A 14181-nucleotide genomic window follows, 5' to 3' on the forward strand; every position below is an offset into this window, starting at 1 on the left:
CCTTGTAAATAACTCTATTAGTTTGAGTTAGCATCTTGACTCTTCATGTATGCTTTATTTATCAAATTAGCCATCCACTTGGGCCAGAAAAGCTGATACATGAACAAGTCCTCTTTGGTTCGAGTATTATCTGAAATAGTCTTGGTTGTTTCAGACTCTCCATGAATCCGGTGGCACATAAGCTTCTCAGAAATATAAGCAAAGCGACCCTTATAGGCGCTAATCTTGTACCAAGCATACCAATCCAGACTCACGCGCATTTCCTCATCAAATTGAAAATCCCTTAATGCCTCTAAGTTGTAAGTCACCGCTGGACAGGAAATGGGATTGCCAAAAGCCAGGACCCGATTTCTCCAAAAACGGCTGGCTGGCATCAGATTCAAGGTTTTAAGCATGAGAGTCTTGATTTTCAGATTGGTATTAGCCGGAATTTTGACTCCATTTTTCTCTTCAAAATAGTCTGTATAGGCAATGAGAATATCCTTCGACTGCTCTATTTTCTGCATCACAGCCGCCAGATAAGCAGGCTCATAGTAGTCATCCTGGTGGGCAATGGTAGCATAAGCCGTCTCAACAAAGGAAAGGGCATTGTTCCAGTCCTTACCGATACCTCCGCCTTCTTTCGTATAAAAAGGAATACCGTACTTCTGGCACAACTGCTTGATTGAATCCAGCGGTGTTGAGCTATAGCAGATAATTTTTGAAGGCAAGGTTTGAGCTTGCAATGACAGGATACATGCTTCTAAAAATTCACTTTCGCCATAGGCACAAATCACCCAGGTATGGTTATTTTTCATCTTTTTCACTCTCTAACTTGGACATTCTTTGCTTGATGATGGACAGTTCTTGCACCAACTGCTTGATTTGCTCCTTTTGCTTTGAAATAGAAATAGTATGTAAAAAAACAATAACCAGCAGGAAAAAGATGGCCAAGGACATGACAAAGTTTGAGGTCAGTTCAAAGCCTAACAATTTGGCAATCGAAACTGGAATCCAATCAAAAATAGAGATAACAATCAGTACAAAGCCAATAATAATCCACATAAAGGCTTGCTCAAACAAAATATTGTTTTGATTGATATTCCGAAAGACAAAATACAGGAATAGAACTGAAGCCACTAGCATAACAATAGACAAAATGGACATTATTCACTCTCTTTCATAAAAGCAGCAATCAAGATCGAAGAGCAAACTTCAATCATGTAGCGAATGGACTTAATCGGAGTAATTGAAGAGACTCCTCCTGCACGTTCAAACATATTGGCTGGTTCTTCCACCACTTTATATTTCCGCTTCAAGATATGGACGATTGATTCTGGCTCAGGATATTTTATAGGATAGCGCGCAGCGAATTGTCTAATAATGTCTCGATTAGCCAATCGATAGCCCGATGTGGTATCCAGAATCCTTTTGCCTGTTGTTAATTTAATAAATGCTGAAATAATGGTAATACCAAAACGCCGCATAAAAGTCGTCTGAAATTCTGAAGACTTGTCACCGATAAAACGAGAACCAACAACCAAATCAGCCTGCTGACGACGAATAGGCTCCAGCAAAGCATCCAGCGACTCAATATCATGCTGGCCGTCTCCATCAAACTGTACGGCCACATCATAATTCTTCTCAAGAGCATACTTATAGCCCGTCTGAACAGCTCCGCCAATCCCCAAATTCATAACCAAATGGATAGCATTCAGATGATGGTTGTCCAAAATCTCCTTAGTTCTGTCAACTGACCCATCATTGATCACTACGTAGTCTAAGTCAAAATCAACTTTCTTCCGATATTCTACAATGCTCATAACCGTATTTAAAATACTTTCTTCCTCATTATAAGCAGGAATTATCATTAAAACTTTCAATTATCTTTCTTCCCTTTACAATAAATTTTAGCAAATAATGGAACTAACCTTAACTTCTCTATGCTCAAAAAAACAATAAGTGAAATTTTAGTCTGAAACCTTTCGCCCTGAACCTTCTTAGACAACGGAGAGATAGTACTGATGAGTTTATTCTCTTTTAACCATTCCTTGATCCTAATATACTGATGAATAAACTCCTGATTTGATGAGGCTCTCCCAGAAAAAAGCAAATACCAAACATAATATCTTTTCAAGTAGTATACTACTAGCTCAGATGGCTTACCCAGCTCTAATATTTTTGAAAAAAGAACTAAAATATCAATTTTAGGAGAAAAACCTCTCTGAGAAGTGTTAGAAATACTCTTATTATTGTAATACCAATTATATCCTTTATAGTCTAACAATCCTATTTTATCTGTTGTCTTATATGCAGTTAGATTAAATATGATATCCTCTCCTATACCATAGTCAAAAAAAATTATATTGTTTTTTCTCAAGAACTCAGTACGGTAAATTTTTGACCAAGGAGCCATTATAATGTACTTGGACCACTCTGATTGTTGTATCTCTTGACTAAAGATAATCTGGTTATTCTGATTGACACGTTTGTACCCACCAATAACCAAGTCTAAATTTTTCTCATGGATAGCCTGATAAAAAGTTTCGATGTAATCACTATCAACAAAATCATCATTATCCATGAACATAGTATATTCTCCCTCAGCTAGAAGAATCCCCTTATTTCTAGTTACTGCAACTCCTTCATTTTGTTTGTCAATTACTCTTACAAAACTATACTTCAATTCATATTCTTTTAAAATATTTAAAGAGTTATCTTCCGAACCATCGTTCAGAAGAATAATTTCAAAATTCTTAAACGATTGATTCAAAAGAGAATCTACACAGCGTTTAATTCCATCTTGTGCATTATAAACTGGAACAATAACTGAAATAGCTGGTTTAGACATATTTTCCCTTTCGTAACTAGACTAATCTATTTATAAAACTTCAATAAAACAGGAAATAGTTTTATCGAAAACTTTATCCCAAATAACTTGGCTACTAGGCCTGTTAATTTAAATGCTCGGTTCTCTATATATTTTGCATACTGTAGCAAATACTTATACTGGTAAAGCAACTCTTTAATTTCAAAATTGTCAATGTATTGATTTACATAAGGCAGTATAGAGATATAAGAGATTGCGAAATAGATGTTTAAAGCTTGACGAAGCTTATTATTATATTGAGTATTATCAGCCATTCCTTCTTTAATGCTTTTCAAAATATCTATTACATTTTTCTCTTTCACAATATTAGTTATACTTCCATCCCTATTTTGCCTATACATATAGCACTCTATATCTAAAACAGAATAAGATTTCATTCTTTTCAATAAATTCGCGCAATACAAACAATCTTCAGATAATAATCCAATAGGAAAACTCACTCCCATATCAAATAGTTCTTTTTTTACACACTTATTCCAAGCTGGCGCTGTCATTACTTCATTAGAAACCAATTGTATAACATTTTCATAATAATTATTATAATTAGAAGTATTTTTTAATGTAATTTTTTTATGATTATCAACACTATAATATTTAGAATATGAAAAAATAATTACATCGCTCTTATACTTTTCAGAATGACTTGATAAATTTGATAAAAAATTTTTATTGCTCCAAAAATCATCGCCATCTACAAAAAGAATATATTCTCCAAAACTATTTTTTATGCCAGTATTCCTTGCAGAAGAGAGCCCTTGATTTTCTTGATGTATAACCCTTACAACACTATACTTATCAGATAAATCATCACATATCTTACTAGTTTTTTGATCAGTTGATCCATCGTCAATAAGTATAACTTCAAAATTCGAAGTATCAAAATATTGGTTCGCAATACTATCAACGCATTTATTCAAATACTCTGCAACATTATATGCAGCAACGACAATAGAAAATTTCATATCACCCTATCCTCTCCTTCTCAAAAAAGTATATTGATTCGTCATAAAATAAATAATCAGCGAGACACTCAACCAAGCAATCATAGAGATAAGGAAAGACAAAGAGGCTCCAAAAATTCCGTATTGGGATACTAGTGGTTCAGCTGTAAGAATGGATACAAGATACCCCGCTAAGAATGAAATGACTAAATAATGATGTTTTCTAAAAACAGTTAAAATATTATCACATACTGTAGAAAACGTACTAGCAATACCACCTAACAAAAGAATGACGAAACTAATTTGATATTGATCCAACCTTGTCCCATAAATGATATTTAAAATAGGTATGGCAGCAATCGCCCCACCAAGACAAATCAAAACACTTGTTCCCCATAAAATCTTAAACAAGTTATTTTTATACGTAATAAAATGAGAAATTTTATTCTCTTCCTTGAAAATTGCTAGTTGTGTAACCATAGGGCGTAAAAAAACAATCATTAGATTCATTGCAAAAATTGGAGTGAATAAAATACTAAAGTCTCTCTGTACTCCCGCTTCAATCAATCCCCTATTAAAAATATCGTTTAATGCATACTTAGGTTGGTTATAGATTGAAACTAATAAAAAAGCATTTATAAATAAAGGTAAGCAGTCCTTTAAAATACTATAAATATCTTTTAGCTTTACTGTAGAGATATTAATACGATGAAACAACTTAGATTTTGGAAAATCAAAAAAAAGAACTACTATGAAAGAGGTGAGTGTTTGAAAAACAATAGATAAAAGAAGATTTTTAGAAAATAATAACAGAACAGCGAATATTATTGTTGAAATTATATTTCTAAAAAATAATGATTGACCAGCTATATCTAATCGTTCTTTCTGTTGAAACAAACCTTGAAATACATCAGACAGCGCTTCACTAACTCTGAAAAAAGATACCCAAAATATAATCCAAAAATTTTCATGAGTAGAAGAATTTAAAATTAAATAACCTAATAAAATTAATATCATTAAAATATTAGTTAGAAATCTAGTAGTCAAATATGCATCAAAAGAATATTTTTCTTTAATATCTGTTGCTTGAAAATCTCGAACTTGAAACCCCGCAACAATAACTAGTAAATTCGCAATTGCATAAGAAAAACTATATAAGTCAGCTGACTCACTAGATAAAGTCCGAGTAACTATAAATAATAAAATAACAGATACAGCTGCTGAAGACAGGCTGCCAAGAATATTCCAAAAGAAAATCTTTTGTGGCGATACCACTTTCAATATAATCAAACTCTCTTTCATTATAAATAAAACTTTATCCAATTATACCATAAATTCCTGTAAAAAAAGTATCCTTAGGGTACTAGATACTCATTTCTCCCCAACCTAATTAAAAAGGGCAAAACTTCTATCAAGCATATATCTATACTTCTTCCCTTCCCTCCTCTTAAATCATCTTCAAGATGCTTCTGCAAAATCGAGCTATCTACTCTGGAGATTACTGGTCGCCTTCTATTCTTCCTTATTTTAAAAAACAATTACAATACATACTAAAAAAACCCCGTTTTCACGGGGTTTAGTGTCTGACTATAATTGTTATCTGGGAACGGAATCGAATTAAGCTTCGATTTCTGTAACCATACCTGAACCAACGGTACGTCCACCTTCACGGATAGAGAAAGTAGTACCTTGTTCAACGGCGATTGGGTGGATCAACTCAACGTCGATTGTTACGTTATCACCAGGCATTACCATTTCAGTACCTGCTGGAAGTTCGATTGAACCTGTAACGTCAGTTGTACGGAAGTAGAACTGTGGACGGTAGTTGTTGAAGAATGGAGTGTGACGTCCGCCTTCTTCTTTAGTAAGGATATAAACTTCACCCTTGAATTTAGTGTGTGGGTTGATTGAACCTGGTTTAGCGATAACTTGTCCACGTTCGATTTCATCACGTTGGATACCACGGAGAAGTACACCTACGTTGTCCCCTGCAAGACCTTCGTCAAGCTGTTTACGGAACATTTCAACACCAGTAACAACTGCTTTTTGGATTTCTTCTTTGATACCAACGATTTCGATTTCGTCGTTGACTTTAACGATACCACGGTCGATACGTCCTGAAGCAACTGTACCACGACCAGTGATTGAGAATACGTCTTCGACTGGAAGAAGCAATGGCTTGTCAGTATCGCGTTCTGGTTCTGGGATGTACTCATCAACAGTGTCCATCAATTCCATGATGATGTCTTCATATTTAGAGTCACCTTCAAGAGCTTTAAGAGCTGAACCTTGGATAACTGGAAGATCGTCACCTGGGAAGTCATATTCTGACAAGAGGTCACGGATTTCCATTTCAACCAATTCAAGCAATTCTTCATCGTCAACCAAGTCAACTTTGTTCATGAAGACGATCAAGTGTTTAACACCAACCTGACGTGAAAGCAAGATGTGCTCACGAGTTTGTGGCATTGGTCCGTCAGTTGAAGCTACTACAAGGATTGCTCCGTCCATTTGAGCGGCACCAGTGATCATGTTTTTAACGTAGTCCGCGTGTCCTGGAGCGTCGATGTGAGCGTAGTGACGCTTAGCAGTTTCATACTCAACGTGCGCAGTGTTGATAGTGATTCCGCGTTCGCGTTCTTCTGGAGCAGCATCGATAGACGCATAGTCTTTAGGTTGGTTAACTGCTGAAGGCAAGCGACGTGCCAATACAGTTGTGATAGCTGCTGTCAAAGTAGTTTTACCGTGGTCAACGTGTCCGATAGTACCAATGTTAACGTGTGGTTTACTACGATCGTATTTTTCTTTTGCCATTTGAGTAAAAGCCTCCAATAAAATATATTTTATAGATAGACAGTAGGCAATACAGTCTAACTTTCCTTACTATTTTATCAAATTTAAATGAAAATGCAAGTCTTTTAGCATTTTTTTGTGAATTATTCCTTGTCTAATTTGTAGTAAGGTTTATACCAAGAAAAGCGGTTGAATTGTCACTAGTATAACGAATTAAAAAGCCCTTTGGTTACAAAAATAGAAAAAACCGGAACAATTCCGATTTTCTCTTTGTATTAGCCAGAGTTTCGCAGACCAGTCGCTATACCGTTGATGGTGATGTGAATCAGCTTTTCTTGATCTGGTGTAAGCTGACCGTTGCGCTGACGCTTGATTAGCTCTAGCTGGATATAGTTCAAAACATTGAAGTAAGGCATACGATAGTGCAAGCTATCTCTCAGATAGGTGTTTTCTGCCAGAAGCTCATCGTGCCCTTCAATCTCTAGAATGACATCCTTAGTCAGCTGCCACTCATCCAAGATAATATTGAAAATATCACGCACATTCTGTTCTTCACAAAGCTGCGCATACTCAAAAGCGATATTCATATTTGACTTAGACAGAACCATGTCTACATTTGATAAGAGTGACTTGAAGAAAGGCCATCTCTTATACATAAATTGCAGAAAGGCTAAGTTATTTTCTGGGTCTTCATCAATGAATTCCTTGAAACTTGACCCAACACCATACCAGCCCGGAAACATAACCCGACTTTGAGACCATGAGAAGACCCATGGAATAGCCCGGAGACCACCGATTTCAGTGATGGTTTTACGGGCAGCTGGACGAGAACCGATATTAAAGCTAGAGATAGCCTTGATCGGACTGGATTCAAAGAAATAATCGTAAAAACGCTCGTCGCCAAAGACCAAATCACGGTAAATCTGATAACTGCGATTAACTACTTGGTCCATAATTCGCTCATATTTATCAGACGTATGTCTATCGCTCTTCTTATGAGTTACCATGCGGTTGATGGCAGCAGATACCAGCATTTCCAAGTTATAGTAGGCTGCGTCTTTATTTCCATATTTATTACCAATGACTTCCCCTTGCTCAGTCAGACGGATCCGGTCATTGATACTGCGCAATGGCTGGGAAGTGATGGCTTCATAGGTTGGGCCGCCACCGCGTCCCACTGTACCACCTCGACCATGGAAGAAAGTGATTTTTACGCCAAACTTATCACCGATGGCTGTCAGCTGCTGTTGAGCCTTGTAGAGAGTCCAGCAAGAAGACAGGTAGCCACCGTCCTTATTACTATCTGAATAGCCCAGCATGATTTCCTGATAATTATCCTTAGAGGCTATCCACTTCTGAGCAATTGGCAGAGACAGGTATTTCTCCATGGTATCGCAGGAATTGTCCAAGTCCTCAATAGTCTCAAAGAGCGGAACAATCTGGACACGAGCACCATTTTCATCAATCAACCCTACTTCCTTGAGCATAATAGCCAACTCAAGTAGATCTGATACACTGGTCGAGTGAGAAATAATATTTTGCTTAATCACTTCTTCACCAATGGCATCTTTTAGCTGACGAGCTGTTTTGAAGATTTCCAGTTCCTTTTGCAGAAGTTCGGACTTAGGCTCGTGAGTAGCTGACAGGATACGAGGATCTTCTAGCAGCTGTTTGAGGAGAACCTGGCATTTTTCTTCTTCTGACAGATTGCTATAATCCTGAACAATATTAGCCGAAGCCAAGAGCTCAGCCACACAAGCCTCATGAACGCTGGAATCCTGACGCATATCAATGCTGGCCAAGAAGAAGCCGAAAACATCAACCGCTTGGAGAAGTTCAGTCAAGTCCCCACTTACCAAGGCTTCCCCATGATGTTCGATAAGAGAATCATAAATGACCTGCAAGTCTTCTTTAAATTCCTGAGCGGTTTTGTAAGAAGGTGTCTCTTCTTTCTTCAGCTCGGTCAGGGTCTCGCTGATACGAGACTGGATATAGTTAGGAATGATTTCTCTTCCTTTATTGCTGACAGAAAGGTTAGCCTTCGCAGAAAATTTTTCCTCAGCTCGGTCAGTCAATCGCTGACCATCATTTGAAAAATTGCCTTCTTTTAGGTAAAGCAAGGTTTGAATCAGCTTGGACTGGATATAGTGAAAAGCACGGCGGTAAGGCTCATTTTCCCGATAAACAGACTTGTCAGTAGACAGCGCTGCCATTTCTGCTACTGCCTGACTGGTTTCTGAGAGATTGGTCGAGAGCGAGAAGGTGCGATAGAGTGTATAAACCTTGTCAATATAATAGTTGAGGATGACTTCACTCTGGAGAGTGGCAGATAGTTTGAGGGTTTCTGCTGTTACAAAAGGATTGCCATCTCGGTCACCGCCAATCCACATTCCCATGGTAATAGGCTTAGGATTATCCAGCTTGATGCCCCGCTCTTCTGCCAAGCGTCTATATTCGACCATAAAGTTGGTGATCGCTTGTAGGAAAGAGCTGTTGTAGTACTCCATGACATTGGTAATCTCATTGGTCACTTTCAGCTTTTTCTCACGGATCATATCCGTCTGCATCATGAGCTCAATATAGCGACGGAGATTTCCTAGCCACTTCTTCTCATTGACCAGACCCGCTTTAACATCACGATGCTGGCGCAGCAAACTATGGATATGATTGGTTAAGTCCAGAATAGTCTTGCGCTGAACTTGCGTCGGGTGAGCAGTCAGTACTGGCACAACATTCAGATTTTCCAAGATTTCCTGAGCATTTTCCCGCGTTGAAATCAGGTCAATGGTTGTTGACAGCTTCCCAAGATAATCTTGATTGATATTGTTCTGATGGTTGATTTCATAAGCCAAGTCCACGTCTTCTGAGATATTAATCAAAAGCGGCAAAATAGAGAAATAACGAGAAATATAAACCATTTCATCTGTCGTTAGTTCTTCTACAATCGCTTTTAACTCATGATATTTGGAGTTAACCGCCAACTCCTCCATAAGGGAGATTTTTTCAAAAGTCTCAGGGCTGAGAAGATTTCGAGTAATATCGGCAAGCAAGTCTGTCAAAATAGCGACTTCTTCTCGAATCACTTCTTTATTGCTGTAGCTTTCTAATTTGTTAAATGACATAATCTGCACCTTTCATTTTTGCAACAACTGTTCATACGAACTGCGATTAAGCTTCCTCAGACTGGTCTTGGGCCTCTGCTTCCATCTGCTCATAGAGGGCATCACGACGCTCGTTGGCATCAATATTAAGTACCAAGGCGATGGCTACTGACAAGACCAGAAGACTGTTCCCTCCTTGCGATAGGAAAGGGAAAGTTACTCCTGTAGACGGAATGAGACCTGAGATTCCACCGATATTGATAAAGGTCTGCATGAGTATCATACCGCCGATTCCCAAAGCCATCATGGAGTTAAATGGATTCTTAGCCCGAATCCCGACCAAGATAATTCTCAAAATTAGGAAAAAGAGTAAAGCCAGAATCAGACTGGCACCAAAGAAACCAAACTCCTCTATCACGATAGAAAATACAAAGTCCGTATGAGCTTCCGGCAAATAGCCGCGCTTCTCAATAGAGTTCCCCAAGCCTAGACCAAACCAGCCGCCATTACTCATAGCATAGTAGGAATTAGCCAATTGGTGGCCTGAGCCAGATAGGTCTTTGAAAGGATTGAAGAAAGCGCTGAAACGCTTGGCCACATACCCAAAGACTGGAATCTTGGCCACGCGCTCAACTCCAATTAACCATATGCTAGTCAAAACCAATCCCGAAACACTAACAATGGCTCCCAGCATCGTAGAAAACCATCGATAGCCAATCCCGCTGACAGCTATCATTATTACGACGGTCAAAAATAGAATAGTCGCATTTCCAAGGTCTGGCATAATCGCTACAATCCCAATCAGAATAGCCACCATGGTCCGCCAGTCGTTAAAGGCTTTAGGAAACCAATGGTTATGGGTCAGGGCTTGGTAGTCATAGACCTTTATCTCCTCCTGCCTCTTTGTGAAGCGAAAAGCTAGATACCAGACCAGAATAATCTTCAAATACTCCGCAGGCTGAATACTGAAAGCTCCAAGCTTGAGCCAACCATGGGCACCGTTAATAGTACCAGTTATAAAACGAGATAAGAGTAAGAGGATAATCTCAGCAAAGATAACTATAGTCAGGATGCCTCCTTTTTTCAGGAAACCCAAGCGGATTCTATATAGGAGCGTAATTATAAAGAGACTTATTATCCAAAAAATCCCCTGATTCAAGACCATTCCAAAACCATTTCCTCCGGCCTGAATCGAGGTAGGACTCGTCGTTGAATAGACCACAATCAATCCCAAAACAGATAAAATCAAATAGGGAATCAAGATGGAATAATTCAACAAGTGCTTCTTGTCAATTTTCATATTTCACCATTAAACTTCTAAAAATTCAATTCTCATTATACCACCTTTTGGATTGAAAAAAAAGCATTAGTGCAGAGACTGGAATAATATGGCCTTGCTTTCGCCTTTTTGCATAAAACTGTGATAAGATAGGAAGCAAACATAGGAGGAGAACATGACAGACATTTATGATATCGAAATCCAAAAACAAGACGGAAGTCTGCAAAAAATGAGTGATTATAAAGGAAAGATTCTGCTGATTGTCAATACAGCGACCGGCTGCGGCTTCACTCCTCAGTATCAAGAACTGCAGGAACTCTATGAGCGCTATCAGAAAGACGGATTTGATATTCTGGATTTCCCCTGCAATCAGTTTGGCCAGCAGACCCCTGGAGACGCTGCAGAAATCAACAACTTTTGCAGCCTTAACTATGGAACGACCTTTCCTCGATTTGCTAAGATTGATGTCAACGGTCCTCATACTGCTCCACTCTTTGACTGGCTCAAAAAAGAAAAGGGCGGTCTTCTGGGTGAAAAGATCAAATGGAATTTCACAAAGTTTCTGGTTAGCCGAGACGGAACAGTCATCAAACGTTTCTCTCCGCAAACTTCTCCCAAAAAGATTGAAGAGCTCATTCAAAAGCTATTATAAAAGGTAAGAAAAAGCAAAACGATTTAGCCAACGGAAACTCACCTTCCACAGCTTAGCTAAGCTCTTTTAAAAAAACAAGACATTTTGAGCTTTCAAAATGTCTTGTTTTTGCTTTATAATATTTCAATTATATTACATTTTATTCATTTTCTAGCAATTCTGGGGATATTTTTTGCTTTTTTATTTGTTTTAAGTTAAAATAAACCAGTATGAGGAAGAGGATTAAACCGCTTGCAATCCTAATTTTCTTTGCTTCTTTTATTATTTTTATTTTGATAAGCAAGCAAATTACTGACTCTCAGGAAAAGCAAGCACAGGCAAAAATTTCACAAACTAAACAAACTCCAAGTTCCTCAAAAAAAGAGGAAACATCTGACGATTCGTCCTTGGATGAAGAGTTTATTTCCAGACCAATCATTGACATTTCTGGCTGGCAGCTGCCAAGTGAGATTAATTACGACTTACTCGCACAGAATGTTTCAGGAGTAATTGTCCGTGTTCATAGTGGAGCGCAGGCCAAAAAAGAAAATGCAGCAACCCATCTGAATGGTCTGGACAAGTCTTATGAAAGACACATCAAAGAATTTCAAAAGCGCAACATCCCTGTTGCTGTCTATGCCTATGTAGCCGCCAATAGCAAAAAAGAAATGGAAAAAGAAGCTGAAAGTTTCTACAAGGCTTCTGCCAAGTACCATCCAACCTATTATTGGCTAGATGTCGAAGAAAAGACCATGTCTGACATGAATGCGGGAGTTGAGGCTTTCCGAGCCAAGCTAGAGTCACTTGGTGTTAAAAATATTGGGATCTATATTGGAACCTATTTTATGGAGGAACACAGTATCTCCACTGACAAGTTCACAGCTATTTGGATTCCGACTTATGGTAATGACGACGGCTACTACAATGCCGCACCGAATACAGAGCAAGATTACGACTTGCATCAGTACACATCACAAGGTCAGCTGACTGGCTTCTCCCATTATCTTGATTTGAACCAGCTGTCAACCTTGAAAGACCAGACGGCTACTTATCAAAAGCTATTTACAGTTCCTAAAGAAAGTCAATAGCTCAGAACGACAGCTCAAGTCTCAAAGACTGCTGTCGTTTTTTATTGTCATAAAATAGGAAATTTCCAGTCGTTTCCTCTTAATAAAGCCTATATTTTATGATATAATGATTTGATAAATGAAATTAGAAAAGGAAAATACAATGATTTCTTGGTTGAATAGAATTTTCAAAGGAATGGTCATTGCACTTGGCTTTATTTTGCCGGGAGTTTCAGGCGGTGTTTTAGCAGCTATCTTAGGTATTTACGAACGCTTGATTCATTTTTTAGCACACTTAAAGGAAAACTTCGTCGAAAATGTTCTCTATTTCATACCAGTTGGAATCGGAATGGTTTTAGGAATCGCTGCCTTCTCCCATCCTGTCAATCTGCTGCTGGACAACTACAAAGTGATTGTCCTCTGGGGATTTGCCGGAGCCATCATCGGGACTGTTCCTAGCCTCATTAAAGAGTCTGTTGCTAAAAGTGAGCGTGATCGGATTGATATTCTCGTTTTCTGGGTCAGCCTCATCGTCTCAGGAATTTTTCTTTATTCCTTAAATGGCATGGTAGGGACCTTGCCAGCTAACTTTCTCTCTTTCATCTTAGCAGGAGCCTTGATTGCACTGGGCATTTTAATTCCCGGACTCAGTCCGTCCAACCTTCTCTTGATTTTAGGACTCTATGCCCCTATGCTAAATGGCTTTCGCAAACTGGATCTCTTGGGCACTTTTCTTCCTATCGGAATTGGAGGAGCCTTGGCACTGATTCTCTTCTCTAAGCTGATGGATCATATTTTGAAAAACTACTACTCTCGTGTCTATCACTTTATCATTGGCATCGTCCTATCCAGTACACTTCTCATTGTAGTGCCACAAGCAGGAAACAGTGAAAGCATCAGCTATCATGGAGTTTCTATATTGACACTTGTCCTTGCAGCCTTTTTCTTCGGTCTGGGAACCTGGCTGGGACTCTGGATGTCACAATTAGAAGAGAGATACACTAATGGCTAAAAAAACAAAAATCAAAAAAACACTGGTCGAGCAAATTTTAAGCAAGGCTAAGATTGAACATCGAGGCCTGCAGCTAAATGCCTTAGCAGAACAGCCAGCCGATGACTTGGACCGTTCGCAGATTTATAAAACCTTGGCCTTGACAGGAGACAAAACTGACACACTAATCGGTATCTTACCTATCACAGAGCATCTGTCCGAAAAGAAAATGGCCAAGATTTCTGGTAATAAAAAGGTCAGTATGATTCCTCAGAAAGACTTGGAAAAGACAACGGGCTATATCCACGGAGCCAATAATCCTGTCGGTATCCGGCAAAAGCACAACTTTCCAATCTATATTGACCAGTCAGCTCTAGAGCGAGATAGCATCATCGTGTCAGCTGGCGAAGTCGGCCGCAGTATCGAAATCAAGGCTCAAGATTTAGCAGATTTTGTTCAAGCTGACTTTGCAGACCTCAAGGAAAATCCTAGTTCATAATTTTTCAATA

General features: G+C 38.6%; 13 protein-coding genes. 4 read left to right on the forward strand and 9 right to left on the reverse strand.

Going from position 1 to position 14181, the window contains the following annotated elements; genetic code table 11:
- Nucleotides 1-17 precede the first annotated feature (17 nt).
- The 9 genes from HMPREF1150_RS09155 to HMPREF1150_RS09115 form a co-directional block, all read right to left on the reverse strand.
- The gene (locus tag HMPREF1150_RS09155) at nt 18-797 is read right to left on the reverse strand and encodes a glycosyltransferase family 2 protein (RefSeq protein ID WP_009659327.1); all 780 of its coding nucleotides are present in this window, start codon (nt 795-797) and stop codon (nt 18-20) included.
- Complete coding sequence (locus tag HMPREF1150_RS09150) at nt 787-1146, reverse strand: DUF2304 domain-containing protein (protein ID WP_009659269.1); 360 nt, start codon at nt 1144-1146, stop codon at nt 787-789. Before HMPREF1150_RS09150 ends, HMPREF1150_RS09155 begins: the two co-directional genes overlap by 11 nt.
- A complete protein-coding gene (locus HMPREF1150_RS09145; RefSeq protein ID WP_032905365.1) occupies nt 1146-1862 on the reverse strand; it encodes a glycosyltransferase family 2 protein in 717 nt (238 codons plus the stop codon). The genes HMPREF1150_RS09150 and HMPREF1150_RS09145 overlap by 1 nt, the downstream gene beginning before the upstream one ends.
- On the reverse strand, nt 1859-2830 hold the full coding sequence (locus tag HMPREF1150_RS09140; RefSeq protein ID WP_009659285.1) for a glycosyltransferase: 972 nt from the start codon (nt 2828-2830) through the stop codon (nt 1859-1861). The genes HMPREF1150_RS09145 and HMPREF1150_RS09140 overlap by 4 nt, the downstream gene beginning before the upstream one ends.
- A gap of 26 nt (nt 2831-2856) precedes the next feature.
- Nucleotides 2857-3831, reverse strand: coding sequence for a glycosyltransferase family 2 protein (locus HMPREF1150_RS09135; protein ID WP_009659345.1), 975 nt, complete (start codon nt 3829-3831; stop codon nt 2857-2859).
- Nucleotides 3832-3837: 6 nt separating this feature from the next.
- Complete coding sequence (locus HMPREF1150_RS09130) at nt 3838-5112, reverse strand: lipopolysaccharide biosynthesis protein (RefSeq protein WP_032905379.1); 1275 nt, start codon at nt 5110-5112, stop codon at nt 3838-3840.
- Between the two features lie 315 nt (nt 5113-5427).
- Complete coding sequence (gene tuf / locus HMPREF1150_RS09125) at nt 5428-6624, reverse strand: elongation factor Tu (RefSeq protein ID WP_002895003.1); 1197 nt, start codon at nt 6622-6624, stop codon at nt 5428-5430.
- A 254-nt stretch (nt 6625-6878) separates the two neighbouring features.
- Nucleotides 6879-9725, reverse strand: a complete 2847-nt coding sequence (ppc, locus tag HMPREF1150_RS09120) for a phosphoenolpyruvate carboxylase (RefSeq protein WP_009659318.1) — start codon at nt 9723-9725, stop codon at nt 6879-6881.
- A 46-nt stretch (nt 9726-9771) separates the two neighbouring features.
- Nucleotides 9772-11004 (reverse strand): cell division peptidoglycan polymerase FtsW, encoded by a 1233-nt coding sequence (locus HMPREF1150_RS09115; protein WP_009659257.1) that lies wholly within the window; start codon nt 11002-11004, stop codon nt 9772-9774.
- 154 nt (nt 11005-11158) lie between these two features.
- Here HMPREF1150_RS09115 and HMPREF1150_RS09110 point away from each other — a divergent pair, with 154 nt between their 5' ends.
- The 4 genes from HMPREF1150_RS09110 to HMPREF1150_RS09095 all read left to right on the forward strand — a co-directional run bounded on the left by HMPREF1150_RS09110 (nt 11159) and on the right by HMPREF1150_RS09095 (nt 14171).
- Nucleotides 11159-11635 carry a glutathione peroxidase gene (locus tag HMPREF1150_RS09110; protein WP_009659344.1) on the forward strand — a complete coding sequence of 159 codons (477 nt, stop codon included), beginning with the start codon at nt 11159-11161 and terminating at the stop codon, nt 11633-11635.
- Between the two features lie 209 nt (nt 11636-11844).
- Nucleotides 11845-12702: a glycoside hydrolase family 25 protein gene (locus HMPREF1150_RS09105; RefSeq protein WP_002903128.1), complete on the forward strand. Its 858-nt coding sequence runs from the start codon at nt 11845-11847 to the stop codon at nt 12700-12702.
- A gap of 142 nt (nt 12703-12844) precedes the next feature.
- Nucleotides 12845-13693: a DUF368 domain-containing protein gene (locus tag HMPREF1150_RS09100; protein WP_009659235.1), complete on the forward strand. Its 849-nt coding sequence runs from the start codon at nt 12845-12847 to the stop codon at nt 13691-13693.
- Nucleotides 13686-14171: an aminoacyl-tRNA deacylase gene (locus HMPREF1150_RS09095; RefSeq protein ID WP_009659306.1), complete on the forward strand. Its 486-nt coding sequence runs from the start codon at nt 13686-13688 to the stop codon at nt 14169-14171. Before HMPREF1150_RS09100 ends, HMPREF1150_RS09095 begins: the two co-directional genes overlap by 8 nt.
- The last annotated feature ends 10 nt before the right edge of the window (nt 14172-14181 follow it).

The organism is Streptococcus sp. AS14 (assembly GCF_000286495.1).
GTDB classification, from domain to species: domain Bacteria; phylum Bacillota; class Bacilli; order Lactobacillales; family Streptococcaceae; genus Streptococcus; species Streptococcus sanguinis_P.